Origin of the sequence: Geodermatophilus sp. DSM 45219 (assembly GCF_900104025.1) — a bacterium.
GTDB lineage: Bacteria > Actinomycetota > Actinomycetes > Mycobacteriales > Geodermatophilaceae > Geodermatophilus.
The window spans coordinates 471,528-495,913 of record NZ_FNIQ01000005.1 but is presented as its reverse complement, the minus strand read 5'-3'; the positions used below and the strand labels follow the sequence as shown (position 1 = coordinate 495,913).

Annotated in this window: 27 protein-coding genes; 20 read left to right on the top strand and 7 right to left on the bottom strand. The window is 72.1% G+C overall.

What is annotated here, in order from left to right:
- Positions 1 to 217: 217 nt before the first annotated feature.
- The 3 genes from BLR12_RS18115 (at position 218) to BLR12_RS18105 (ending at position 2,682) form a co-directional block, all read left to right on the top strand.
- On the top strand, positions 218 to 781 hold the full coding sequence (locus tag BLR12_RS18115) for a Panacea domain-containing protein (protein WP_176832574.1): 564 nt from the start codon (positions 218 to 220) through the stop codon (positions 779 to 781).
- The gene (locus BLR12_RS18110; protein WP_091381108.1) at positions 778 to 1,152 is read left to right on the top strand and encodes a type II toxin-antitoxin system death-on-curing family toxin; all 375 of its coding nucleotides are present in this window, start codon (positions 778 to 780) and stop codon (positions 1,150 to 1,152) included. Before BLR12_RS18115 ends, BLR12_RS18110 begins: the two co-directional genes overlap by 4 nt.
- Before the next feature lie 321 nt (positions 1,153 to 1,473).
- A complete protein-coding gene (locus BLR12_RS18105) occupies positions 1,474 to 2,682 on the top strand; it encodes an MFS transporter (protein ID WP_091381106.1) in 1,209 nt (402 codons plus the stop codon).
- 257 nt (positions 2,683 to 2,939) lie between these two features.
- Here BLR12_RS18105 and BLR12_RS18100 read toward each other — a convergent pair whose 3' ends face one another.
- Entirely contained in the window at positions 2,940 to 3,524 is a 585-nt protein-coding gene (locus BLR12_RS18100) for a hypothetical protein (RefSeq protein WP_091381105.1), read from the bottom strand.
- 250 nt (positions 3,525 to 3,774) lie between these two features.
- Here BLR12_RS18100 and BLR12_RS18095 point away from each other — a divergent pair, with 250 nt between their 5' ends.
- Positions 3,775 to 3,969 carry a helix-turn-helix domain-containing protein gene (locus BLR12_RS18095; protein ID WP_091381103.1) on the top strand — a complete coding sequence of 65 codons (195 nt, stop codon included), beginning with the start codon at positions 3,775 to 3,777 and terminating at the stop codon, positions 3,967 to 3,969.
- 738 nt (positions 3,970 to 4,707) lie between these two features.
- Here BLR12_RS18095 and BLR12_RS18090 read toward each other — a convergent pair.
- The 3 genes from BLR12_RS18090 to BLR12_RS18080 form a co-directional block, all read right to left on the bottom strand.
- On the bottom strand, positions 4,708 to 5,451 hold the full coding sequence (locus BLR12_RS18090; protein WP_143018805.1) for a hypothetical protein: 744 nt from the start codon (positions 5,449 to 5,451) through the stop codon (positions 4,708 to 4,710).
- Between the two features lie 378 nt (positions 5,452 to 5,829).
- Positions 5,830 to 6,543: a hypothetical protein gene (locus BLR12_RS18085; protein ID WP_143018804.1), complete on the bottom strand. Its 714-nt coding sequence runs from the start codon at positions 6,541 to 6,543 to the stop codon at positions 5,830 to 5,832.
- Positions 6,544 to 6,862: 319 nt separating this feature from the next.
- Positions 6,863 to 7,474 carry a TetR/AcrR family transcriptional regulator gene (locus BLR12_RS18080; protein WP_218120721.1) on the bottom strand — a complete coding sequence of 204 codons (612 nt, stop codon included), beginning with the start codon at positions 7,472 to 7,474 and terminating at the stop codon, positions 6,863 to 6,865.
- 280 nt (positions 7,475 to 7,754) lie between these two features.
- Here BLR12_RS18080 and BLR12_RS18070 point away from each other — a divergent pair, with 280 nt between their 5' ends.
- Complete coding sequence (locus tag BLR12_RS18070; protein ID WP_176832572.1) at positions 7,755 to 8,288, top strand: DUF2269 domain-containing protein; 534 nt, start codon at positions 7,755 to 7,757, stop codon at positions 8,286 to 8,288.
- A 10-nt stretch (positions 8,289 to 8,298) separates the two neighbouring features.
- On the opposite strand, the gene BLR12_RS18065 is transcribed toward BLR12_RS18070, so the two are convergent.
- Positions 8,299 to 9,237 carry a M56 family metallopeptidase gene (locus BLR12_RS18065; protein ID WP_091381096.1) on the bottom strand — a complete coding sequence of 313 codons (939 nt, stop codon included), beginning with the start codon at positions 9,235 to 9,237 and terminating at the stop codon, positions 8,299 to 8,301.
- A complete protein-coding gene (locus tag BLR12_RS18060; protein ID WP_091381094.1) occupies positions 9,234 to 9,596 on the bottom strand; it encodes a BlaI/MecI/CopY family transcriptional regulator in 363 nt (120 codons plus the stop codon). Before BLR12_RS18060 ends, BLR12_RS18065 begins: the two co-directional genes overlap by 4 nt.
- 345 nt (positions 9,597 to 9,941) lie before the next feature.
- Between BLR12_RS18060 and BLR12_RS18055 the strand changes: the two genes are divergently transcribed.
- The 5 genes from BLR12_RS18055 (at position 9,942) to BLR12_RS18035 (ending at position 13,801) form a co-directional block, all read left to right on the top strand.
- A complete protein-coding gene (locus tag BLR12_RS18055) occupies positions 9,942 to 10,721 on the top strand; it encodes a DUF305 domain-containing protein (RefSeq protein WP_091381092.1) in 780 nt (259 codons plus the stop codon).
- Positions 10,722 to 10,739: 18 nt separating this feature from the next.
- Positions 10,740 to 11,441 carry a class F sortase gene (locus BLR12_RS18050; RefSeq protein WP_091381090.1) on the top strand — a complete coding sequence of 234 codons (702 nt, stop codon included), beginning with the start codon at positions 10,740 to 10,742 and terminating at the stop codon, positions 11,439 to 11,441.
- A gap of 74 nt (positions 11,442 to 11,515) precedes the next feature.
- Positions 11,516 to 11,938: a DUF6153 family protein gene (locus tag BLR12_RS25705; RefSeq protein WP_091381089.1), complete on the top strand. Its 423-nt coding sequence runs from the start codon at positions 11,516 to 11,518 to the stop codon at positions 11,936 to 11,938.
- A gap of 84 nt (positions 11,939 to 12,022) precedes the next feature.
- Complete coding sequence (locus BLR12_RS18040; RefSeq protein ID WP_091381087.1) at positions 12,023 to 12,691, top strand: DUF305 domain-containing protein; 669 nt, start codon at positions 12,023 to 12,025, stop codon at positions 12,689 to 12,691.
- A gap of 72 nt (positions 12,692 to 12,763) precedes the next feature.
- A complete protein-coding gene (locus BLR12_RS18035) occupies positions 12,764 to 13,801 on the top strand; it encodes a F510_1955 family glycosylhydrolase (RefSeq protein WP_255363601.1) in 1,038 nt (345 codons plus the stop codon).
- 77 nt (positions 13,802 to 13,878) lie between these two features.
- On the opposite strand, the gene BLR12_RS18030 is transcribed toward BLR12_RS18035, so the two are convergent.
- On the bottom strand, positions 13,879 to 14,286 hold the full coding sequence (locus BLR12_RS18030; RefSeq protein ID WP_091381085.1) for a four-helix bundle copper-binding protein: 408 nt from the start codon (positions 14,284 to 14,286) through the stop codon (positions 13,879 to 13,881).
- A 477-nt stretch (positions 14,287 to 14,763) separates the two neighbouring features.
- On the opposite strand from BLR12_RS18030, the gene BLR12_RS18025 reads away from it, so the two are divergent.
- The 10 genes from BLR12_RS18025 to BLR12_RS17975 all read left to right on the top strand — a co-directional run bounded on the left by BLR12_RS18025 (position 14,764) and on the right by BLR12_RS17975 (position 24,386).
- On the top strand, positions 14,764 to 15,069 hold the full coding sequence (locus BLR12_RS18025) for a metal-sensitive transcriptional regulator (protein ID WP_091381084.1): 306 nt from the start codon (positions 14,764 to 14,766) through the stop codon (positions 15,067 to 15,069).
- A 95-nt stretch (positions 15,070 to 15,164) separates the two neighbouring features.
- Positions 15,165 to 15,374: a heavy-metal-associated domain-containing protein gene (locus BLR12_RS18020; protein ID WP_091381082.1), complete on the top strand. Its 210-nt coding sequence runs from the start codon at positions 15,165 to 15,167 to the stop codon at positions 15,372 to 15,374.
- Positions 15,375 to 15,422: 48 nt separating this feature from the next.
- Positions 15,423 to 16,388: a hypothetical protein gene (locus BLR12_RS18015; protein ID WP_091381080.1), complete on the top strand. Its 966-nt coding sequence runs from the start codon at positions 15,423 to 15,425 to the stop codon at positions 16,386 to 16,388.
- A 72-nt stretch (positions 16,389 to 16,460) separates the two neighbouring features.
- Positions 16,461 to 18,818 carry a heavy metal translocating P-type ATPase gene (locus BLR12_RS18010; protein WP_091381078.1) on the top strand — a complete coding sequence of 786 codons (2,358 nt, stop codon included), beginning with the start codon at positions 16,461 to 16,463 and terminating at the stop codon, positions 18,816 to 18,818.
- A 286-nt stretch (positions 18,819 to 19,104) separates the two neighbouring features.
- The gene (locus tag BLR12_RS18000; protein ID WP_091381076.1) at positions 19,105 to 19,446 is read left to right on the top strand and encodes an NADH-quinone oxidoreductase subunit A; all 342 of its coding nucleotides are present in this window, start codon (positions 19,105 to 19,107) and stop codon (positions 19,444 to 19,446) included.
- Positions 19,437 to 20,630 (top strand): hypothetical protein, encoded by a 1,194-nt coding sequence (locus BLR12_RS17995; protein WP_091381074.1) that lies wholly within the window; start codon positions 19,437 to 19,439, stop codon positions 20,628 to 20,630. Before BLR12_RS18000 ends, BLR12_RS17995 begins: the two co-directional genes overlap by 10 nt.
- Position 20,631: 1 nt before the next feature.
- Positions 20,632 to 21,579 carry an NADH-quinone oxidoreductase subunit H gene (locus BLR12_RS17990; RefSeq protein WP_091381073.1) on the top strand — a complete coding sequence of 316 codons (948 nt, stop codon included), beginning with the start codon at positions 20,632 to 20,634 and terminating at the stop codon, positions 21,577 to 21,579.
- Between the two features lie 31 nt (positions 21,580 to 21,610).
- Complete coding sequence (locus tag BLR12_RS17985) at positions 21,611 to 22,192, top strand: NADH-quinone oxidoreductase subunit J (protein ID WP_091381071.1); 582 nt, start codon at positions 21,611 to 21,613, stop codon at positions 22,190 to 22,192.
- Positions 22,189 to 22,506 (top strand): NADH-quinone oxidoreductase subunit NuoK, encoded by a 318-nt coding sequence (locus tag BLR12_RS17980; RefSeq protein ID WP_176832571.1) that lies wholly within the window; start codon positions 22,189 to 22,191, stop codon positions 22,504 to 22,506. The genes BLR12_RS17985 and BLR12_RS17980 overlap by 4 nt, the downstream gene beginning before the upstream one ends.
- Positions 22,503 to 24,386 (top strand): proton-conducting transporter transmembrane domain-containing protein, encoded by a 1,884-nt coding sequence (locus BLR12_RS17975; protein ID WP_091381070.1) that lies wholly within the window; start codon positions 22,503 to 22,505, stop codon positions 24,384 to 24,386. The genes BLR12_RS17980 and BLR12_RS17975 overlap by 4 nt, the downstream gene beginning before the upstream one ends.

Here is a 24,386-nt window from a genome sequence, read left to right as displayed (position 1 = left end):
CCGGTTGCGAGAAGCGGCCGGGGGTGTGGTGAGTCGCCTGTGAGGAGTTCGTCAGTCGACTCTCCAGGCCGAGGTGGTCACGGCCTCCCCCGATCTGGCGACTTCAGGTTCAGAGCGCTGAGCGCGCGGCCGAATGTGGGAGGACACGGCTACCATCGGTGTCACCGGAGTATCCACAGGACTGTGCACGCGTTGGCCACAGGCGAGGGGGGTTGAGATGGGTGCCTCGACGGCTCGTGACGTTGCTGGCTACATCCTCGACCGCCTGGGTCCGATGGAGTCGTGGAAGGTCCAGAAGCTGACCTACTACACGCAGGCTTGGGCTCTGGCCTGGGAGGGGCAGCCGGTCTTCGACGACCGGATCGAGGCGTGGACCAACGGTCCGGTGACCCCGTCGATTTGGAACGCCCACCGCAAGCAGCGCTGGGTCACCCGGCTGCCCGGCGCGCATCCGGACCGCCTCACACCCGAGCAGGTCGACGTCGTCGAGGCCGTGCTCGACTTCTACGGGAGCTGTGACGGGGACACCCTGAGCAAGATGACGCACGACGAGGGGCCCTGGCAGGAGGCTCGTCGCGGGCTGTCCGAGGGCGCTTGGAGCGACGCGGAGATCAGCCAGCGCAGCATGCGCGGGTTCTACACGCGTGCGACGCTGACCGGCGCTCCTGTGCCGACACGGCGACCCTCCATGCACACGGCGGACCCGGAGCAGACGATCCAGCACGCCCAGTCCGAGATCGAGCGTTGGCACCACACCTTGGACTGGCTGGCCGTTAGGTGAGCTACTGCCTCGAGATCGAGGCGGTCGTGGAGATCAACCGCACTGTCACGGCAGGAAGGACGTCCGTCCTGCAGCGCGGGGCGCTGGAGTCCGCGCTGGGACAGCCTCTCCAGACGTTCGACGGTGTGGACCTCTATCCGACGGTTGTTCACAAGGCGGCCGTGCTGCTGCGCGGCGTGGTGGCGGCACACGCCTTCATGGACGGCAACAAGCGCACGGCGTGGATCGCCTGCGTGGTCTTCCTCGACCACAGTGGGCTCCGCGTCCACGACATGGCGGCCGGGGAGTCGGGTCAGTTCGTGCTCGATGTGGAGAGCGGCGTCCTCACGGTCGAGGGCGCCGCTCTCTGGCTGCTTGACCGCCTCGAGTAGAGGCCCCCAGGTCGTCTGGCCTGAAGGCCGGCCTCGGGGGAGGGTTGGCAGTAGGTCTCCAGTAGCTTTGCAGGCCCGTGCGTGGACACCTCGCCGAGGTCTACCGGTATGCCACCCGGCACTTCGAGCACCCCCGGCGGCAGCTCCACCCTGTCTGCGGACTCCTGAGCAGTACACGGCCGGCCGCACCCCGGCCGGGTGCACCGGTCGTGTGCCGGGATACGACCCGGGTGGGCGCGCCGGCCGGTCGGAGCGCACTGGCGATGACGCACGGCGTCGGACGGGCGGAAAGTGGCAGATCACCAGGAACGACGGCCCAGCATGCGGACGGTGCTGGCCCAGCCGGCCTTCCGGCGGCTGTGGGCGGCGCGCACGGTCAGTCAGTGGGGGGACGTCTTTAGCTTCGTCGCGCTGGCGATCCTGATCTATCGGCTGACCGGCTCGGGGCTGGGCGTGGCCGGTGTCGTCGTCGCCGAGATCATCCCGGTGCTGCTCCTCGCGCCGCTGGCCGGAGTCGTCGTCGACCGGCTGCCGCGCATCCGCGTCATGGTCGCTGCCGATCTGGTCCGAGCCGTTCTGGCCGGTGTGCTCGCCGTCTGGCAGGACGACCCGGTCGTCGTCTACGCGGTCGCCTTCGGTCTGTCGGCCGGGGCGGTGTTCTTCAACCCGGCCGCCAACAGCGTGCTGCCCTCGGTGGTCACCGACCGGGAGATCGTCGCGGCCAACAGCGCGACGTGGACCGCGGCGGTGCTGTCGCAGATCGTGTTGGCGCCGCTGGCCGGCGGCCTGGTCGCCTTGGTCGGCCCAGGTTGGGCGTTCGGCGTCAACGCCGTCAGCTTCGTCGCTTCGGCGCTGGTCCTGCGTGGCCTGCGTCTGACCGAGCCGCCACGTGCCGTCGGCCGCCGCCGGCTGCTCGCCGAGGCCCGCGAGGGAGTTGCCCTCGTCGGCCGCGACCGTCTGCTGCGTGCCCTGGCGATCGGGCAGCTGCTGGCCGCGGTGTCGGCCGGTGCCACCAGCGCGCTGCTGGTCGTGCTGGCCGCCGAGCACCTCGGCGCACCGGCGGACGCCTACGGGTTGCTGGTCGCCGCGATCGGCGTGGGCGCCGCACTCGGCCCCACCCTGCTGCTGCGGTGGATCCCCGATCCGCGCCGTCCGCTGTACGTCTTCGGCCCTTACGTGCTCCGCGGCCTGGTCGACCTGGTGCTCGCCTCGGTCCGCTCGCTGCCGGTGGCCGCCGGGGCCCTCGCCGTGTACGGCGTCGGGACGTCCACGGGTGCGGTGACCTTCAACAGCCTGCTGCAGTCGCAGGTCACCGATCGCACCCGCGGCCGCGTCTTCGCCCTCATGGACCTGCTCTGGCAGGCCGGGCGGCTGGTCAGCCTAGGCGTCGGTGGCCTGCTCGCCGACGTCGTCGGCATCCGGGCCGTCTTCTACCTCGGCGGGGCCCTCCTGCTGCTGGCCGCCGCGGTCGGTTTCGCTGCCAGCCGCACACCGGCCCCACCGCATGAGGTGACCACGGGCCCGCAGTGACCAGCGGGCCCTGCCGCGCTCGCCGACGTGCGGCTCAGCGGCTGGGTGCCGAGGGCACCTCCAGCTCGTCTAGCAGGCCGCGGATGCGGTTCTCGATTCCTAGCAGGATGAAGACGTGGTCCACCTCCTATGGGTCGCGGGAAGTGACGCCGGGATCCCCGCCGGACGACGGGACCCGGCGTTCGCGCTTTCCAGGGCGCGGTTGCCACGACGCCGCAGTTCATGGGGCGCTCAGCGGAGTTCGATCGCCATCTCGGTCACACCTTCTGCCCGATGATGTCGAGCCACTCGGGATCGCCCAGGCGGTCGGCGCCGACCGCCCCGGCGACGGCATCGGGCATCGGCTCCTCCGGGGGTCGGGCGCTGTCCGCCCGCAGTGCGGGGATGATCAGCCTCTTGCCGACCAGGTTGGCGACGTGCTCACGGTCCTTGCTTGTCAGCGTCTGGGTGCGCGCTTCCAGGGAGACTCCGTAGTCCCGCTCCAACGACGGCAACAGGGCCTCCATGCAGAGACGTCGGGCCCGCTCCTGCCGCCGGTTGGCCATGGAGACTTCGACGACGACTACCGCGGTCATGTCCAGCGCACCGATCGTCGCAGCGATCTTCGTCCGCCATGGGCCGATCTCGTCCCGCCAGTGCAGCCGCCGTTGGCGCCCCTGCAGCAGTCCGCGCACTGCCTGACGCACCGGGTCACAGCCGGACGGGTCGCACACCACGCTGGCCAGGATGTAACGGCCTCTGTCCTGGTCGAGGTCGACGTCCATGCGCTCGTCGACCCAGGCGTGCAGTGCGAACGCCTCCCCGCGAGGGGTCGGCGTCGCCTCACCGTCGGGGCCTGTCACGTCACGATTGTGGCGGCCGGACCCGATAGCACCGCCACAAGGGCCGGTCGCACAGGCACCGCGCGCTGATTAGCGCCGTTCTGCCCTCTGCTGCTGGCCTGTGGACGTTGCCGGTCGGGAGTCGCGGAACAGGACTGGAGGAGGACCGCAGAAAATTGGAAGGAGTTGGCTGTGGGCTGTCACCAGGAGCCGTGAAATGGCGCCTTTTAGAGGCGTGCACCCGTGATCCCCGACCAGCTTGGAGTCCGCCATGCCCCACCACGCCGCCGGCCACAACCCCGACCTGCTCACCATCGGTGAGGCCGCCGAAGTGCTGCGTGCTCCGGTTGCCACCCTCCGGTACTGGCGCCACCTCGGCACCGGACCGCACAGCTTCCGCGTCGGCCGCCGCGTCGTCTACCGCCGTGACGACCTCGACGCGTGGGTCGACGCCAGACGCGGTTAGGCTGACTCGCTGTAGCCGTGTGCACCGTCGCACTCCGCGCGGGTGGCCCATGCTGTCGGAGATGGCGCGGTGTGCCTCCTGGACAGCGCGGTGCGGGACGGCCGTGACCGGACCAGGATCGTCGATCACCGGTCCGGTGATCGACGCAGCCGGAAGACCGCACTGGTGACCGGCGGCGCCGCCCCCACACCCGGCCGAGGATGCCGGCTGCAGCGGGCCGCGGGAAGGGCGCTGACGCGTCCCTCCGGGATGGGCCTGCGGCCCACCCTTCCCCCGGCCCGCTGCAGCCGGGGGGAGCCGGTTGTGCGGGAGCGGCCAGGAGCGCGACGGGCGCCAACACCGTTGGCTCCGACGTCCCCAGCGCGCGGCAGGCCACTGCACGAGCGCCCACCGGACCACTTGCGCACCACTGCACGATCCACTTGAGATCCGCACCGGCAGCATCGGTGACCCGCAGCCCGCCGTGCATCCAGGGCGGGGCGCCGCCGGGAGCTGCTGAACCGTGCGGCCCCAGGCTCGCCGGGCAGGACGCCTGTCCGTAGGCGGCGGGCCCCGGGAGGTCAACCGCGGACCTCCAGTGGTCCTCCAGTCCGGGTGTACGGGGTCGGGGTGAAGCCGCCCGCACCCGTGGGCATCCACGGTCGTCCACACGATTGCAAGGAGGCGGGGCCTGCTCAAGGTTGCCGGTTCCACGATCGCGCGTATCAGCCGGTCGCAGTGGCAGTGTCGCAAGCTTGCTCAGGCGCCGTCTGGCCAAACAGTCCACTCGCTGGTGCCTGCCAGGTTCATCCTCTGCGGTAGACCGTCCCCTCCGACGGTCACGAAGGGACCCCCGAAGTCGTCGATCGTCACGACCTCGCGCCGGCCGTCGACGAGCAGCAGGAGGTCGACCGTCCACTCGTGCCAGCCCGTTCGAGCCTCGGCCCAGATGTGGAAGCGCTCGATGTCTCCCGGTCCCAGGACGAACTTCGGAGCAGGCTCCGGAGCGCCCCCGGGGCCGTGGAAGGTCACGCCGGGGCCGTCCGGGGAATCAAGGTCAACATGGACTCGACGCGGGGTCAGATCGGCTCCCCCGACGCCTCTGATCAGCACGAGACCGTCCGTGACCGGACGCGCACTGTGGAGGACTCGGAGCTCTTCGATGACCACGGACGTCTGCGCGTCGGCCTGCAGTGTCACGGACAGCATCGTCGTGTAGGCGTCTAGGCCGCCCGCCTGACGACCCCAGGCCAGCCAGCTGTCACGTTGCGCGGGCGCTGCGGGAAGAGTCAAGGGGTGCCGGAAGTACAAGGAGAAGCCAACCCAGTCAGGAGCGTCGGCCCAGATGACCGTCGGGTCGCGTTCGACATGCACCTTCACCGCCGGCTGACGCCACACGCGACGAGCAGTCTTCTCCAGTCTCGCTAGTGGTGGCCGAAACAGAGCTCCTAAAGGAGCGCCGATGAGGAAGCCGATCAGGCCGCCGAGAAGCAGCTCGCCCATGGTGCCAGTCTGCCTACCGCGTGGCGGCGACGGAGGAGGCGCCGAGGTGCAGTCTCGTCGATGACCGCTTGGGTCCCAGTGACGGCCTCGGCCCTCATGCCCGGGTCGGCCTGCCTCCAGTAGAGCTGGTGGGTCCGGTCCCGCACACCGCTCAGACGACGTCAGCGGCGCGCACCTGCCGGCGGCGGTCGTCGTTGTCCTCCAGTTCCGCCCAGTCGACGATCCGGCCGTCGCGGACGGTGGCCAGCAGACCTCGCACATCTCGTGGAAGGGCCGGCCGGTGCCGGGACCGCTCACGGGCCTGCAGTGACCAGCGGACCGCGTGACGCTCGCTGACGTGCAGCTCAGCGGGTGGTGGCCGAGGGCCCCTGTGAGCTGTCAGTCGTGCGCGGAGGTGCTCACGCGTCCGCGGGCTGCGGCGACGATGACGCCGACCGCGAAGGCCAGCATGAGGACCTGGAAGGCCGGGGAGGCGATCTGCTGGAACCCGCTGTCGAGACCGCTGTACCCCACGTCGACCCCGATGCCGAGCGACAGGATCGCGGCGACCATCGCGACCCAGCCCGTCCAGCCGGCCAACAGGCGCGTGACGAGGATCGCGACGCCGAACAGCAACATCGTGGCGCCCAGCAGCACCCGGAAGTAGCTCTGCGCGCCCCACTCCGTCCACCGCACGATCTCCGCGTCGGCGGAGCGGACGGCCTCGTCGAACCCATCAGCGACGGCCCAGGCATCGACGGCCTGCTTCAGGGTGATCCCGTCGATGGCCTGCAGCCCGGCCCAGACCGCGGCCGTGGCCACGGTCAGCCCGGCGGCGACCGCCGACAATGTCGGCGTTCGGGCCCGCAGTACTCGATGGAGGACGATGAGCCCGCCGAGGGCCAGCAGGACCCCGACGAACTGGGCGAAGTGAACCCACTCCCAGGAGTCACTCGCGGCGTACTGAGCGAAGATCGACTCGTGGACGTCCTCGTCACCGGACGGGTGGAACAGCATGGTCACGGCCGTGGTGAGGACGAGCCCGCCGAGAAGCAACGCACCGCTCCACCGCAGGAGCTGACGGTTCACGTGGGTGCCGGTTGCCGACGTCATGGCTACCCCTTCCGCCGAACGGCGGCCTGCGGGCAAGCGTAGCGATGGAGTGCGCTGTTGGGGGCAGCGCGCACGTCGAGTCCGCATCGCTGTGACCCTGCAGGCGGCCGTGCATCGACCGGGCGGGCATCAGTCCGCTCCCGTGCCTCTTCCCAGCCGCCTGGACGTGTTCACCCTTCGAGCTCTGGGCGGGCCGAGTGGGCCGGGCCACAGCACGCACAGGAACGGCCAGGAGGTCGTGCTCAGCGCACGGAGCGCCGTATCCGCCAGCCCGGGGGGCGATCGGCGTCGGCGGCGATGCGGGGAGGCGCGATCGAGGTCAATCGGGAGCCGACGAACTCCCGACGTTCTCCGGGTGCAGCCCGGTGAGGACCACGCCGACCAGCCGCTCCACCGCATCGTCGGACTCCAGGTCGTCGGCGGCGACGAGCGCATGGAGGCAGTAGGTCGCCAGTTCCACCGCCGGGACGTCGCTGCGGAGCTCGCCGTCCCGGGCCCCGGCTTCGATGAGCTCTACGAGCATGCCGTGGAGCTGCCCGGCCGCGCGGACGACGTCCTCGCTGCCGTGCAGACGGGCGGCAAGATCACTCCCGCGGTGTCCTGCGGAGGGCCTCGACAGCCGCGCATAGCGGGCGAGCACGGCCGAGAGGCGGTGGCTGGCGGGGTCAGCGCTGTCCCGCAACTCCGCGAGTTCGGAGAGGTGTGAGGCGATCTGGCGTTCGTGCCAGGCCAGCAGTATGGACTCGAGGTCGGAGAAGTACTTGTAGAGCGTCGCTCGCCCGATCCCGACCTCCTCGGCGACGCGCGACATGGTCACCGAACGCAGGCCGTGCCGTGCGACGAGGGCGGCGGTGGTGTCCAGGACGGCGTCCCGCACCTCGCGACGGTGGGCCTCGACGGTGTCGGTCCACAGTTTCGGCACGGCGTGCATCGTAGGAGTCGACGCGCCATACAGACTGTATTGAGGTTAGACACGTGTCTCGTACAGTGCGGATGTCGCCGTCCTGAGGAGTGTTCATGTCCCTCGATGCAGACCCCGGTCACCGCAGACCCCGCTGGGTGACAGTGGTGGTCATCACCGCGGTCGTCCTGGTCCTGCTGCTCGTCGTCCTGTGGGCGGTGGGTGGCTCGCACGGACCCGCCCGGCACATGTCATCCGCCGGAGGGTCGGAAGCGTTGCTGCTGGGCGCCGCTGCTGCGACGGCGGGTGCATGACTCTGTCGCCGCGCATCCGGAAGGCAGCGCTGACCGCCCACGTCACGACGTCCGTCGGCTGGGTGGGCGCCGTCGTCACGTTCATCGCGCTCGCCACCGTGGGCCTGGTCAGCGACGACGTGACGACGGTCCGCGGCGCCTACCTGGTGATGGAACCGGCCGCCCGGTTCATGCTCGTGCCGCTCGCCCTGCTGTCCCTGGTGACCGGCGTCGTCCAGTCGCTGGGCACCCCGTGGGGCCTGCTACGGCACTACTGGGTGATGCTCAAGCTGCTGATCACCGTCCTCGCCTCCGCGGTCCTGCTGCTCTACCTGCGGACCTTCGCCGCGATGGCGGACACGGCGGCAGACCCGGCCGCCGGGCTCGGTGAGATCCGCAATCCCTCGCCGCTGCTGCACGCGGTGCTGGCCCTGGTACTGCTGCTGGCCGCGACGCTGCTCGGGGTGGTCAAGCCCCGCGGTCTGACCCGGTTCGGCCGCAGGGCGGCGGCCCGGCCGCCGGGCCGGTCCCAGGCGTCGGCCATCGGGTGAACCAATGGCGTCAGGCCACCACGCAGCCGATGACGTCCAGTGCCGACAGGCCCGCTGCGACCGGTAGCAACAGTGCTCCCGTGGCCACGGCTGCGCAGCCGACCGCGCGGGACAGGCGTCGGCCACCGGCGGGTTCGGCGCTCAATCGCGCCAGACGTACGTAGACCAGGCGGCTGGCCATCGCCAGGCCCATGGCCGGTGGCGCCTGGCCGGTGAGTCGGCAGAGGGCTTCCTGCACGGCGGCGGGACCGCAGCGACGCGCGGCCCTGGCGTCGGCGGCGAGCTCCACCAGGTCTTCGACCGCCGACGGGGCGTGGCGCAGCAACGGGCAGACGGGGAACGCAGAGGCGAGCGTCTGCGCGATCGCCAGCAGCTGGTGGTGGCGGCCGCGGAGGTGGGCGCGCTCGTGTTCCAGCGTGGCGGCGACGGCCGCGGGCGTCAGCTGCCGGCGCAGCGTGTCGCTCATGATGATGACCCCCGAACGGCCACCCACGGACATCGCTACGGGGCGGTCGTCCCGGATCCACAGCGGCTGGTCAGGCGGTGCCTGGCCGGCGAGGAGCCGAAGTTGCTCGAGGTGCGGTGCCCGCTCCCGCCGGGCCCGGACCCGCGTCCGTGTGACCCAGGCGAGTCTGGCCAGAACGCCGGTCGCAATGGCGATGCCCAGCGCGGCCAGCGCTTCCCGTCCACCCGGAACTGCGCCGGCGGAGATCGCGGCCAGGCAGTCTCCGGCCAGCCGGAACAACCCGGGCGAGCGGTGCTCGTGCGGTGGGGCGACCAGGAGTGTGGCCGAGGCCACCACCGTGACCACCAGGCCGATGCCGGACAGCGTCCAGCCGATCAGCAGGACGGTGGGGTCGACGCGCCGGTCAGCCATCCACCGCAGAGGGCGGTGGCCGAGGAGACCGACGACCACGCTGGCGACCAGGAGGGTGATCAGCGAGGTCATGGCTGCTGCGAACGCCGAGCCAGGCCGTCCCGCAGGATCGTCGACTCCTCGTCGGAGGCGGTCTCGGCGAAGTGCATGAGGACCGACCGCGGGTCGCTCGACGCATCGAGGACCTCTCGCAGGGAAGCGGCAGCGGCCTCCTCGCGGGACACCGACGGCCGGTACCTGTAGGCCCGTCCGGCTGGTTCGCGCTCCACCATGTCCTTCCGGTACAGGTTGGTCAGCACCGTCATGACGGTGGTGTACGCCAGCGCACGCCGGCCGTGCATCCGGTCGATGACCTCGCGCACGGTGAGCGGCCCGTCGGAGGACCAGAGGACGTCCATGATGGCGGCCTCGAGTGGACCCAGGCGTGGCATGGACGCTCCTCCGTGACGCTGTGCCGGGATGGACCCGCGAGGTCCCGCGGATCCGTGCGCTGAGTCGATCACGGTACTGCCACGGGTCGGGTCCACCGACCGGCGACAACACACTGGTGACCGCTGTCCGCCGTGAGCAACGGCCGGGGCGCAACCGCGCCCCGTCACTACTAATCAGCGTAGTAGCAACCGCAGGGAGTGGTGGCCCGCCGCCGCCGAGGCAGTCAGACGTCTTCCGACCGCTCGGCGGTCGAGTGGCGGGTATGCGGGCGCGGCGGCCGATCTGGCGGCCGCCATGCACGCGGCCGCCCGCCACAGGGCCGCAGCACAACACGGAGGAGCAGCATGAACTCGTACCCCACCCGATCGATCCCGTCGCGTCGAGGCAGCCGGCTGGCTGTCGCGACCATTGGCGCCGCCGCCTGGACGGGCTTGCTGGTCGGCGGCGGGGCTCTTCCGCACGCGGCAGCCGACAGCCACGAGACGCCGGCGCCGACGTCCACGCCAGCGCCGCAGGTCGAGAACGCCAGCTCCACCGACGTCCGGTTCGCCACGATGATGGTCCCGCACCACCGGACGGGTATCGAGATGACCCAGATGGCGATCGAGAAGGCGACCACCCCGGGGGTCCGCGACGTCGCGCAGGCCGCACAGCAGTCGCAGCAGTCGCAGCTCCCGGTGCTGGAGGCCATTGCGGCTTCGGGATCAGCTCCTCACGAGATGGAGGAGCCGCTGATGACCTTCAACGAGCAGGAGATGGCCGAGTTGCGGTCGCTGACCGGTGAGGCGTTCGACAAGAAGTGGCTCGACACCTTCAGCAGCCACCACATGTCGGCGATCATGATGGCCGACACCGCGCTGCCCGGTGCCACCAGCGACCAGGCCCGGGCGATCGAGCAGGAGATCCACGACGGCCAGCTGCAGCAGCTGGCGACCATGAACCAGCTGCGCGAGCAGCTGAGCGGCCAGGTGTCCCTGGTGCCCACGGGTGCGGCTGAGACCGGCGGTGGCAGCACCGCTGATCCCCAAAACGGTGGCCTGATCGCCACCGGCGCCGGCCTGGTCGTCGCCGGTGCTGCTGGCGGTGCCCTCGCGCTCCGCCGCCGCAGCTCCGCCGGACGCTGATCGCAGGTCGAACAGCACGTGTCCAGGGACGAGCAGCGCGGTCCGGTCCGGCACCTGGCGGTCGGGCTGGCCGCGCTGCTCGTGCTGGCCGGCGTCGGCCTCGTCCTCCTCGGTGTGGGGACGCCGGTGTACGCGCCGCAGCCGCCGGCGCCCGCCGCAGCGGCGACGGCCCCGGCGGTACCCGACCCCCCGGGGGCAGCGGGTGGACCGCGGAACCGGCCGCAGCCGGCCGCGGACGCCATCCACCCGCTACCTGCTGCCAACCCCGTCCGGATGCACATCCCGGCCATCGGCGTCACCTCCGACCTGCTGCAGCTCGGGCTCAACCCCGACGACACGGTCGAGGTCCCGCCGCTGAGCGAGGACGCTCCCGCCGGCTGGTACCGCCACTCGCCGACGCCAGGAGAGCTCGGCCCCTCCGTGATCCTCGGCCACGTCGACTCCGCCGAGTACGGACCAGGCGTGTTCTTCGAGCTCGGGGCTCTCGTGCCGGGGGACACCATCGACGTCACCCGTGCCGACGGCACCACCGCTGTCTTTGCCGTGGACCGGGTCGTCAGCCACCCCAAGGCGCAGTTCCCGACCGACGAGGTCTACGGCGACACCGACCACGCTGCGCTGCGTCTGGTCACCTGCGGCGGCGCCTTCGACGAGCGCTCCCGCAGCTATCTGGAGAACGTCATCGTCTACGCGTCGCTGGCGGGCTCGGCTCCGGCGTGACCGCGTGGACGCTCCACCTCCGGCGCGGACGGCTCTACTACACGGCGTAGTACCGTGGCCCGGGGAGTAGGGGGGTGGCCGTTCCGGTGCGACAAACGTGCATTACGGTCTTGCTGGCCGCCGTCTTCCTCATGCACGGGGTCCCGTCGATGGCGACGGAGCAGGGTGCGGCCCCGGCGTCCCACGTCGGGACGTCGACCCTCGAAGGCGGGATGGACCTCCTCCTGGCCGGTGCGGTGTCATCGGCAGACCAGGTCACGGCGCACGACGAGGAGCGGACGAACCACGGCAGTACGTCCCACTCGGGGGCGTCCCATGCCTGGAACGCCTGCCTCGCCGTGCTGCTCATGGGGATGGCGCTGCTCGTGGCGGCCGCGGTCCGGAGGCTGTCCTCCCTCGAGAGCCGCACCCTCGTACCACGCGTACGTGGGTCGGTCGGCTGGCTGCGCCCTCCTCGCCCTCCGGACCTCGCTGCTCTCTGTCTGCTCAGGACCTAGACGGCCCAGAGCGCCCGGACAGCACCGCGCTGACCTGGGCCGGTCCGGTACGCCTGAACACCACTGAGCACGAGGAGAGAGACAGTGACCCGCACCAACGTTCGACTCGCCCGTCTGACCGGCGGCATCATCGCCGGCACCATCGTCCTGGCCGGCTGTTCCGACGGGAGCGACGACATGGCCGGCATGGAGGGGATGGACAGCAGCACCAGTGCCGAGAGCAGCGCCGGCGCCGAGAGCTCCGACGAGTCGGCACAGTTCAACAACGCCGACGTCACCTTCGTCCAGGGCATGATCCCGCACCACCGTGGCGCCCTCGAGATGGCGCGGATGGCCGATGGCCGCGCCGAGGACCCTCGCGTCCTCGATCTGGCGAACCGGATCGAAGCCGCGCAGCAGCCGGAGATCGAGACGATGACCGGCTGGCTGCAGGAGTGGGGCGAGCCGCTGCCCGAGGAGGGCAGCGACAGCATGGGCTCCATGGACCACGGGTCCATGGACATGGGCGGCATGGACATGGAGGGCATGTCCGAGGAGGACATGGCCGCCCTGGAGGCCGCCTCCGGAGCCGAGTTCGACCGGATGTGGCTCGAGATGATGATCGTGCACCACCGCGGTGCCGTGGAGATGGCCCAGACGGAGATCGCCGAGGGCAGCAACGCGGACGCCGTCGCACTGGCCGAGGAGATCGCTGACTCGCAGGCTGCGGAGATCGAGGAGATGGAGACGCTGCTCGCCGAGCTCGGCGGCTGACGTCCGTGCCGTGACGCCGCCGGCGTCGGCTCACCGGCGGCGTCACCCTCCTCTGGGACGACTGCCCCCGCGGTGGACGAGGCGTCATGCCCGCTGGGTGACGCGGTTCGAGGGTGGGCTGCTCGTCCTGCCCGGTGTGCTGATGCTCTCCGGGCTCTGGAAGGGATCGACGATCTGGCCGCGAGCCTGGCTCGCGACCGCTTGCTTGGGGAGTTCGTTGCTGTGACTAGGTCTGTGTGGACGACGACAGGACACCGGCCGAGGAGCGGGGTGGTCGCCGCGTCGGCTGCCGTCCTGCTCGGCGTGGTCGGGTGCACGCCCTCTCAGGCTGTGTCGACCCCTGCTGCCTCTGGCGCCGAGACCTTGCCGTTCTCGCACGTCCACGGCGTCGGTTTCGACCCGGGGGACGGCGCCCTGCTGGTGGCGACGCACGACGGTCTGTTCGTGGTCGACGAGGCGGGGGACGCGAACCGGGTCGGACCGGTGATCGATCTGATGGGGTTCGTGGTGGCCGGACCCGAGCGGCTGCTCGCGTCGGGGCACCCGGGGCCGGACGTCGACCTGCCGGAACCAGTGGGGCTCATCGAGTCCACCGACGGAGGCCGGTCGTGGGATCCGGTGTCGCGTCAGGGCGAGTCCGATTTCCACGCCCTCGCCACAGGGGACGCAGGCATCCTCGGCTACGACGGCGAGCTGCGCCGCAGCACGGACGGTGTGGCCTGGGAGCCGGCGGACATCCCCGCCCCGCCGGCCGCGCTGGCGGCGTCGCCGACCGGGCCCGAGGTCCTCGCCACGACGTCGCAGGGGCTCCTCCGCTCGGCTGACGGCGGAGCCACGTGGTCGGAGGTGGACGGCGCTCCACTGCTCCAGGTGGTCGCCTGGGGGGAGGACGGAGCGACGGTCGCGGGGGTGGAGCCTTCCGGGACGGTCTGGGTGAGTGCTGACGGAGCCGCCACGTGGCAGCGGGGACCTGAGACCGGCGCACCCGTGCAAGCGGTGGCCGTCGGCTCTGCCGACGACGGTGCCGTGCGGATCGCGGTCGTCACCACCGAAGCCGTCCTCCTCTCGGAGGACGACGGGCAGACCTTCGAGGCGCTGACCGGCCTGTGACCACGGGTCGGGCGCCGGGGGGGGGGGCAGCCGCCCGGCGCCAGGACCCACGACGCCGGACGGCTGGCCGTCCTCCCTCAGCTCAGGGAGGCGATGAGGTCGCGGCAGGCGGTCTCACACCGCCGGCAGGCCTCGGCGCAGACGCGGCAGTGCTCGTGCATCTCGGCGTGCTGGCTGCACTCGTCCCCGCAGGCCTTGCACGCGGCGGCGCACGCCTCCAGGACCGCGCGGGTCAGGTTCGCGTCGTAGCCGGTGTGCCGGGAGAGCACCCGCCCGGTCGTGTCACAGACGTCGGCACAATCGAGGTTGGTCCTGATGCACTTGGTCAGCTCGGCGACCATGTCCTCGCTCAGGCAGGCGTCCGCGCACGCGGTACACGCCTGGGCGCACTCAAAGCAGGCCTCGAGGCACTCCTGCAGCTTCTGGCGGTCGACCCCGCCGAGGTCCTTCGGGTACGTCTCCAGCATCTGACCAGCAACGCTCATGATCTTCCTCTCTGTGCCCGGCGCGGCGATCTGGTGCCGCCGTCGGCGCCGGTGTGTCGTCCTCGTCCGTCCACCCGTACGGGTAGCCGTCCGTCGGCGGGCTGCGACGACCCCATGAGGAGGCGTAGCCCGGTGTATCGCGGGAGCCCTGCGCATGCGGGAGTGCGCACACCGCGCCAGCGGTGCTCCTGGCCGCCGGTCGGCGGGCTCGGGGCTCCTCGGACCCACCCGGCGCTACCCGACGCCTCCGACGACCAACCGCCATCGCGCCTCCGTCAACTAATCGTCATAGTGGAGTGCCGGACCGTCTCGTGCCCCAGCCCCCGGCGGCGTCAGTAGTCCGCACGCGAGAGCGACTTGCGGTCGCGAGGCCGTCGATCCGCGCTTGCGTCGTACGGGCGGGGGGTATACCCTCACTGCCAAGGCTGTACCCAGGGGGGGTAGGGTTCCTCTTGGTTGAGGTGAGGAGCGGGCGACGTGGAGAGCACCCAGGGATCCGGCCAGCACGGCTACATCCACCGCAAGGACGACTACCTCAAGCGGCTGCGCCGCATCGAGGGCCAGGCCCGCGGACTGCAGCGGATGGTCGAGGAGGAGCAGTACTGCATCGACATCCTCACGCAGGTCTCGGCCATGACGAAGGCGCTGCAGTCGGTGGCGCTGGGGCTGCTCGAGGAGCACATGAGCCACTGCGTCGTCCAGGCTGCCGCCGCCGGCGGTCCGGAGGCCGACGAGAAGGTCCGCGAGGCCTCCGAGGCGATCGCCCGGCTCGTCCGCTCGTGAGAGCCGCCGTCCCCGCACGGCACAGAGACGCCCAGGACGGACCGTCCTGGACACCGAACAGCCCGGACAACACCCGGATGAGAGAGGGAGACCCGATGAGCACCGCCACCTACACCGTCGTCGGCATGACCTGCGGCCACTGCGTGAACTCGGTGACCGAGGAGGTCAGCCAGGTGCCCGGCGTCACCGACGTCGACGTCGACCTGGCCTCCGGCGGCCTGACCGTGACCAGCGCCGAGCCGGTCGACGAGGGCGCCATCCAGGCCGCCGTCGAGGAGGCCGGCTACCAGGTGGCCGGCCGATAGGCGGCCCCACCGGCGCCGGCCAGGCGCCATCTGCAGGGAGGACGGGACATGAACACCGCCACCAAGCTGGGCGGCTTCACCCTCGGCCTGCTCGCCGTGTTCGGCGCCGCAGCCGAGATCGGCAACGCCATCGGGCCGATCGGCCCCACCGGTGACGACGCACCCCACGACGGTGGTGCCCACACGAGCGCGAGCGCGACCGCGGACAGCGCCACGGCCGAGGAGCTGCCGGGCGGCCTGATGATCTCCCAGGACGGTTACACGCTGGACCTCGACGACGCCGAACTGCCGGCCGGTCCGGCCACCCCGGTGGCCTTCCGCGTCCTCGGCCCGGACGGCCAGGCGCTCACCGACTACGACACCTCGCACGACGAGGACCTGCACCTCATCGCCGTCCGCCGCGACCTGACCGGCTTCCAGCACGTCCACCCGGAACTCGGCCCCGACGAGACCTGGACCACCCCGCTGGAGCTGACGCCGGGCGCCTGGCGGCTCTTCGCCGACTTCGACCCCGCAGGTGCCGGCGAGGCACTCACCCTCGGCGCCGACGTCCCCGTGGCCGGCCAGTACACGCCGCAGCCGCTGCCCGAGCCCTCCCGCACCGCCGAGGTCGACGGCTACACCGTCACCCTCGACGGAGAGCTGGTCCCAGGCAGTGAGTCCGAGCTGACCCTCTCGGTCAGCCGGAACGGAGAGCCGGTCACCGACCTGCAGCCCTACCTCGCCGCCTACGGGCACCTGGTGGCCCTCCGGGACGGCGACCTGGCCTACCTGCACGTCCACCCGGCAGGGGAGCCCGGCGACGGCACCACCGAGCCCGGGCCGGACGTCACCTTCTACGCCACTGCACCCTCGGCCGGGGACTATCGGCTGTTCCTGGACTTCCAGCACGACGGCGTCGTGCGCACCGCGGAGTTCACCGCCCGCGCCGGGGAGCTCCCGGCAGGTACGGCGGCGACCGCCCCCACCGACCAGGCCGACGGGCACGCCGACGACGGGCACGGCCACGGCTGACACCCCCACGGCTTGCCCCAGGCCGGCGCCCGGCTCCGGCCCGCACCCTCGAGCACCCTCCGAGGAGGAGAGATGAGCTCCGCACCGAAGAGCACGACCACACCGGCTCCGGCCGGCGCCGAGCACATCGAGCTGACCATCGGAGGCATGACCTGCGCGTCCTGCGCGGCACGGATCGAGAAGCGGCTCAACAAGCTCGACGGCGTCACCGCGACGGTCAACTACGCCACCGAGAAGGCCAGGGTCACCTACATCGGCGACACCGCCCCCGACGACCTGGTGGCGGCGGTGGAGAAGGCCGGCTACACCGCTCGGCTGCCCGAGCCGGCGAAGGCCGACGCGGCGGACCCGTCGGTTTCCTCCGACGAGGACGCCGCCGTCCGCAGCCTGCGCCAGCGGGTGATCGTCTCCGCGTTGCTCAGCGCGCCGGTGGTGCTGCTGGCCATGGTCTCGTCGCTGCAGTTCACCTACTGGCAGTGGCTCTCGCTCACCCTCGCCGCACCGGTCGTGGTCTGGGCGGCGTTCCCCTTCCACAAGGCGGCCTGGACCAACCTGCGGCACGGCGCCGCCACGATGGACACGCTCATCTCGATGGGCACGCTGGCCGCCTTCGGCTGGTCGCTGTACGCGCTGTTCCTCGGCACAGCCGGGGTCCCGGGGATGACCCACCCGTTCGAGCTCACCATCTCCCGAACCGACGGCAGCGGGAACATCTACCTCGAGGCCGCCGTCGTCATCACCACCTTCATCCTGGCCGGCCGCTACTTCGAGGTCCGCGCCAAGCGGCGGGCCGGTGCGGCGCTGCGCGCCCTGCTGGAGCTGGGCGCCAAGGAGGTGTCGGTGCTGCGCGAGGGCCGCGAGCAGCGGGTTCCGGTCGAGCAGTTGGCCGTCGGTGACCTGTTCGTCGTCCGGCCGGGGGAGAAGATCGCCACCGACGGCGTGATCGTCGAGGGCTCCTCGGCGGTCGACGCGTCGATGCTCACCGGCGAGTCGGTGCCGGTGGAGGTCGGGCCGGAGGACGCCGTCGTCGGCGCCACCGTCAACGCCGGTGGCCGGCTGGTCGTGCGCGCGACCCGCATCGGTTCGGACACCCAGCTGGCGCAGATGGCGCGGCTGGTCGAGGACGCCCAGAACGGCAAGGCCGAGGTCCAGCGCCTCGCGGACCGCGTCTCGGGCGTCTTCGTCCCGATCGTGATCGCCCTGGCCGCCGCCACCCTGGGCTTCTGGCTGGGCAACGGTGCGGGCGCCGGCGCGGCGTTCACGGCCGCGGTCGCTGTCCTGATCATCGCCTGCCCCTGCGCGCTGGGCCTGGCCACGCCGACCGCGCTCCTGGTCGGGACCGGCCGCGGCGCCCAGCTCGGCATCCTGATCAAGGGCCCCGAGGTGCTGGAGAACACCCGCCGCGTGGACACCGTCGTCCTCGACAAGACCGGCACCGTCACCACCGGCCGCATGACCCTGCTCGACGTCGTCCCCGCTGCCGGCGAGGACCGCGAGCAGGTGCTGCGGTTGGCCGGCGCCCTGGAGGACGCCTCCGAGCACCCGATCGCCCGGGCGATCGCGACCGGCGCCGCCGAGCAGGTCGGCGACCTGCCGGCCGTGGAGGGGTTCACCAACGTCGAGGGCCTCGGCGTGCAGGGCGTCGTCGACGGGCACGCGGTGCTGGTCGGGCGCACCCGGCTGCTGGCCGACTGGGCGCAGCACCTGCCGGCCGACCTCACGCAGGCCAAGACCGCCGCCGAGGCCGACGGCCGGACGGCCGTGGCCGTCGGCTGGGACGGCGCCGCCCGCGGCGTCCTGGTCGTGGCCGACGCCGTCAAGGAGACCTCCGCGGAAGCCGTCCGTCAGCTGCGCGACCTCGGGCTCACCCCGGTCCTGCTCACCGGCGACAACGAGACCGTCGCCCACTCGGTGGCCGCCCAGGTGGGCATCGACGAGGTGATCGCCGAGGTGCTGCCGGCCGACAAGGTCGACGTGGTCAAGCGGCTGCAGGCCCAGGGCAAGGTCGTGGCCATGGTCGGCGACGGGGTGAACGACGCCGCCGCCCTCGCTCAGGCGGACCTGGGCCTGGCCATGGGCACCGGCACCGACGTGGCGATCGAGGCCAGCGACCTCACCTTGGTCCGTGGCGACCTGCGGGCGGCCGCCGACGCCATCCGCCTGTCACGGAGGACGCTCGGCACGATCAAGGGCAACCTGTTCTGGGCCTTCGCCTACAACGTGGCCGCCCTGCCGATCGCCGCTGCCGGGCTGCTCAACCCGATGCTCGCCGGCGCGGCGATGGCGGTCTCCTCGGTGTTCGTCGTGTCCAACAGCCTGCGGTTGCGCTCCTTCAGGCCGCTGGCCTCCGACCGGGCCGATGGGGGTCCCGCGGTCGACCGGCGCCGGGAGTCCGGGCAGTCGGTCGGCGCCGGGGTCCAGGGGTCCTGATGCCGGGGCTCCACGGCTTCCTCGCTGTGCACGATCATCGTGTCGGGCGAGACTCCCGCCTCCTCCAGCCGCCAGATCAACTCACCGACCTGCCGCTGCGCCTGCTGCCACTCCTCATCGGGATGCGTGGCGCCGCCATCGAGCTCCCGGTGCCGGGCGAAGGCCCTGAGGTAGGCGTTGAGGCCAGCCCGGATGGTCATCAGGTCGGCGGTCGACAGCTCCACGCTGTGCGTCTCGCCCATCTCCATGCCGGGAAGCTAACGACGACGTCGACCGGGGGAACCCAGTGACCGCTGTCCTGGCTCTGCTGGCGCTTGTCTGCGCGATCGTGGGGACCGTCTACGGCGCTTCCCGGCTCATGGGCGGGCTCTGGCAGCCGGCGCAGGTTCTGCCCTTCGAGTCCGGCATGCTCCCGCAGCAGCACGCGGTCTCGCGCTACCACGCCCGCTGGTATGCCGTGACGATCCTCTTCCTCGCCTTCGACATGGAGATGATCTTCATGTACCCGTGGGCGGTCGTCGTCGCGGAGATGGGGCCCAGTGCCGTCGTGGAGATGTTCGGCTTCCTCGCCGTCCTCCTGGTCGGGGTCGTCTACGTCTGGCGCGAGGGAGCGCTGCGGTGGACCTGATCGAGCGGGTGCGGCGCTGGGCGGTCGCCCGGCCGTGCGTTCTGGTGGTGGATGTGCCCGGATCCACCGCGCTCCGATGGACGGTCGAGGCCGAACTCGACCGCCGCGGGTGGCCGCTGGCCCTGTCCCCGGCTGGGGCTGACCTGCTCCTGGTCGTCGGGACGCCCGGCGAGGACCTCGCGCAGGCTGTCGACGTCGTCTGGTCACAGGTCCCTGGACCGCGGCACAGGGCCAGCATCAGCACGGGCGACGAGGTGTCCTCGGCGCTCGATGCGGCGGTCGAGGCCCTGGGAGAGGCAGCCGGGCGAGGTCAGCCCGGCGACGACGAGCGCCCCAGTCCCGGCGACCTCCTCGAACAGCGCGGAGGCGGGGACCACATGGCCATGGAACACGGGGGAACGGACGCCGACGGCCACGGTGAAGGCGTCCCTCATGCCGATGGCCACGCCATGGATCACGCGGGCATGGATCACGGGGCGATGGGCCACGGCGGTCATGGCGAGATGGACCACAGCGGTCACGGGGGCATGGACGTCGCCGGGTTGCCGATGGCCGGCACGACTCCTGACCGGGACGGACTCCGGCTGGACGCGCTGCAGGTCTCGCTGGGACCGGTGCTCGCGGGCTGGCCCCCCGGCCTCCTCCTGCACGGTCAACTGCAGGGCGACGTCCTCAGCCGCGTGCGACTCACCTGGGTCGATGCCGACACCGGGGATGAGAGGCCCGCGTCGGACAGCGGTGATGCCCGGCTCCTGGCGCTCGACCACCTCAGCCGGTCTCTCGAGGTAGCCGGCTGGCCGACCGCTGCGCGGGACGCTCGCCGCGCACGCGACCGACTCTGTGCGGCCGACCCGGCTGACGTCGAGGCGGGGCACCGGCGCGCCGCACGACTTGCGCGTCGGGTCCGCCGCTCACGGACGCTCGCCTGGTCCCTCCGCGGGATCGGCGTCGTCGGGGACGCCGAGGCAGGCCCCTTCCGCGGCGATGTGTTCGACCGGGTCCGGTGGTGGTGCGAGCTGGCCTCCGCCCCGGAGCCACCGGCCGACGTGCCGCCCGGCCTGTCCTTGGAGCGCGTGGCCGGAGCGCTCGACGGCGCGGAGCTCGCCGCAGCTCGGCTCGTCGTGGCCAGCCTGCCGCTGTCCCACCCGGCGGCTCGTCGGATGCCGCTGAGCGCCCGTGTCTGAGATGGAGATCCCCGTGGGGACGTCGGCCGCGGCCTGGGGCACCTGGTCCGCCGTCCTGACCGTCACCGCCGTCGGCCTCCTCCTCGGCTTCCTCGTCGCCGCGACGGACCGAGCAGTCCTCACCGGGAGCGGCGCGCGGGCCGCCGTCGGCACGCTGCAGTCCGGGACCCGGCTGCTGCTCGAGCAGCGGCGGACCACGCTGGCGCCGGACTCCCTCCTGTGGCGGCTCGGCTGTGCGGCGGTCCCCGTCCTGGCGTTGCTCTCCCTGGCCGTCGTGCCGATCGGCGGGCGCACCCTCCTCTCCAGCAGCGCGGACCTCGTCTGGTTCAACGCCATGGAGGCCGTCCTGTGGGCGGCGGTGTGGCTGGTCGGATGGGGGCCCAACGCGGTCCACGCGCTGACCGGCGGCTACCGCTTTCTCATCCAGGGACTGTCCTACGAGCTCCCGCTCATGTTCGCGCTCATCACCGTGGGGGTGGGCGCACAGTCGCTGCGGACGACGAACGTCGTGGCCGCGCAGGCCGACCTCTGGTTCGTCGTCACCATGCCGGTCGCCTTCGTCGTGTTCCTCGCCAGCGCCGCTGCGTTCGCCTTCTGGGGCCCCTTCGCCTCGCCCGCCGGAGCCGACATCGCCGGCGGCGTCACCTCGGAGCTGTCCGGCGTCGACCGGCTGCTCGTGGACGCCGGCCGGGCGGTCTTCCTGGGCGCGGCGGCGGCCATGGCGACCGCGCTGTTCCTCGGCGGGGACGCCGGCCCGTGGCTGCCGGGCCCGCTCTGGCAGCTGGTCAAGACCGTCGGGGTGGTCGTCCTGCTCGTCGTGGTGGGGCACCGGGTGCCGGTGATCCGGCCCGACCGCTTCGTCGAGATCGGCTGGATGGTGCTCATCCCGGCGACGCTGCTCCAGGCCCTGCTGGTCTCGGTCCTCGTGCTGTCCGGCTTCTACGGCTGACGGACGACGCCCCACCCATGGAGGGAGAACTGTGCTGACCGACCTGCCTGCGTGGGCCGTCGCGGCGGTGATCGCCCTCGGCGGGCTCTCGGTGGCCGCCGGGATCGCGGTGTTCGTCGTCGACTCGATGGCCCGGGCCACGTTCGCGCTGCTGACGTCGTTCCTGGCCGTCGCCGGGATCCTGGTGGCGCTGCAGCTGCCGTACCTGGCGTTCGTGACGGCGCTGATGATGACCATCGAGATGGCCCTGATGGCCGTCTTCATGATCATGTTCATGATGAACCCGGCCGGTCTGATGCCGATGACGATGGTGCACAACGCGCGGGGATCGGCCGTCCTGGGTGCCGGGGCCTTCGTCCTGCTGACCGTGGGGATCTGGACGATGGACTGGCCGACCCGGAACGGCGCGGTGCCCGCCGACAGCACGCGTCAGCTGGGCGAGGCGATCATGGGCAGCCACATGCTCGTGATGCTGGTGATCGGCGTCGCGCTGTTCGCGACCATCATCGCCGGCACCGTCCTGGCCACCGCCCGGGGGCGCTACGACCGGTTCGGTGCCGAGCTGGACGCCGCCCGCCCGGACGACCCCGTTCCCGGAGGGCTGCCGCGATGACCGCCGAACTGGTCCTGCAGATCGTGCTGACCGTCGCCGCCGCCCTGGTCGGCGTGGGGGTGTTCGGCGCCCTGTCCCAGCAGTCGATCGTGATGATCATGATGGGCTTCGAGCTCGCCCTCAACGGGGTGCTGCTCGGCGGGGCCGCCGCCTGGTACTTCCTCGCTCCCCAGGCGCCCGACGCACAGATGGTCGTCGTCGTGGCGCTGGTCGTGATGGCGGTGGAGATGGCGATGGGCTTCGCGGCGACCATCGCGATCTACCGGGCGCGGCAGGTGGACATGGTCGACATGGCCACGGAGCTGCAGGGATGAGCGGCACATCGACGGCCGGGGGAGCCGCGGTCCTGGCCGTGCTGGTCGGCCTGCCGGCCCTGGCAGGTGTGGCGCTGCTGCTCACCGGACGGCGCGCCGACCGGATCGCCGGACCGCTCGCCGTGCTCACCACCACGGCCGCCTTCGCGCTGGCCGCGGTCGCCGCCGGGGACCGCCCGCAGCTGTCCGTGCCATTCCTCGGCGTCGTGCCGGGCGGGGACCTGCGGTTGTCGGTGGACGGGCTGTCCGCGGTCCTCGTGGTGCTCGTCGCGGCCGTCGGCCTGCTGACCACGGTCTTCGCCGCCGCGGACCTGCCCGCCGACGCCGCGCGCGCCCGGTTCTTCGGCTACTTCCTGCTGTTCATTGCAGCCATGCTGACGACGGTCACCGCCGCGACGATGCCGGTTCTCCTGGTCGCCTGGGAGCTGATGGGGGCGACCTCCTACGCGCTGATCGGGTACCGCTGGCAGGAACCGGGCAGGCTGTCTGCGGGCACCACGGCCTTCCTCACCACCCGCGCCGCCGACCTGGGCCTCTACGTCGCCGCCGGGGCCGCGCTCGCCGGAACCGGAGGCCTCGTCCTCGCCGACCTGCCGGCGGCCGACGGTGGCTGGCGCGACCTGGCCGCGGCGGGCCTGCTCGTCGCGGCGCTGGGCAAGTCGGCCCAGCTGCCGTTGTCGGCCTGGCTCTCCGGGGCGATGCAGGGGCCCAGCCCGGTCAGCGCGCTGCTGCACTCCGCCACCATGGTCGCGGCCGGCGGCTACCTCCTGCTGCGGGTCCAGCCGCTGCTGGCGGCGACCGGGTGGGCGGCTGCGGCGGCGGCCTGGGCCGGTGCCCTGACCGCCCTCGTGCTGGGTGCGGTGGCCGTCGCCCAGCGGGACCTCAAGCAGCTGCTGGCCGCCAGCACCGCCGCGCAGATCGGTTTCGTCGTGCTGGCCGCGGGGGTGGGCGCGGTCTCCGGTGGCACCGCCCAGCTGGTGGCGCACGCCGCGGTGAAGGCCGCGCTGTTCGTGGCGGCCGGTGCCTGGCTGACCGCCTACGGGACCAAGCAGCTGGCCGGGCTGCGTGGCGCCGCGCGGCGCCACCGTGGCCTGGGCGCGGCGGCGACCGTCGCCGCCCTGGCCCTGGCCGGGGTCCCGCCGTTGTCGCTGTGGGCGACCAAGGACGAGGTCCTGGCCGGCGTCGACGGGGCCGCGCTGCGGGTCGTCGGGCTGGCGGCCGCGGTGCTCTCCGCCGTCTACGCGGGCCGGGTGCTGGCCGTCGTCCTCGCCCGTCCGGCGGGGGAGGAGTTCTTCGACGAGGAGGAGCGGGGCACTCGCCGCATCCCACCGGCGAGCACCGGGGTGGCCGCGGTGCTGGCGGTGTTCGCGGCCGGCCTCGGCGTCCTCGCCGTGCCGGCGGTGGCCGAACCGCTGAAGGCGCTGCTCGGGGTGGTGGGGGAGTCGTCCCCGACCGTGGGGGAGCTGGTGCTCTCCGGCGGGCTCGCCGCGGGGGCCCTGACCGGGACCGTGGCTCTCCTGCACCGCCTGCCGGAGGTCGCCGGTGCGCTGGAGCGCAGCCCGCTGGCGGGCTGGGTGGGCCTCGGGCGGCTGCTGTCCCCGCGACCGGCGATGGCGCTGGCCCGGGTGCTCGCGACGCTGGACGACCGGGTTCTGGACCGGGCGGTCGAGGGCGTCGGCGCTGCAGCCCGGCGGACGGCAGCCGCGGCCGCGCGCGTCGACGGGAGCGTGGTGGACGGCGCCGTCCGTGCCACGGCGGAGGCCCTGCGCCGTGCCGGTGCGGCCGCTCGTCGCCCGCAGACCGGGCTGCTGCACCAGTACTACGCCCAGGCCGCGGCCGGCCTGGGTGTCCTGCTCGTCCTGCTGCTCGTGGTGAGGTAG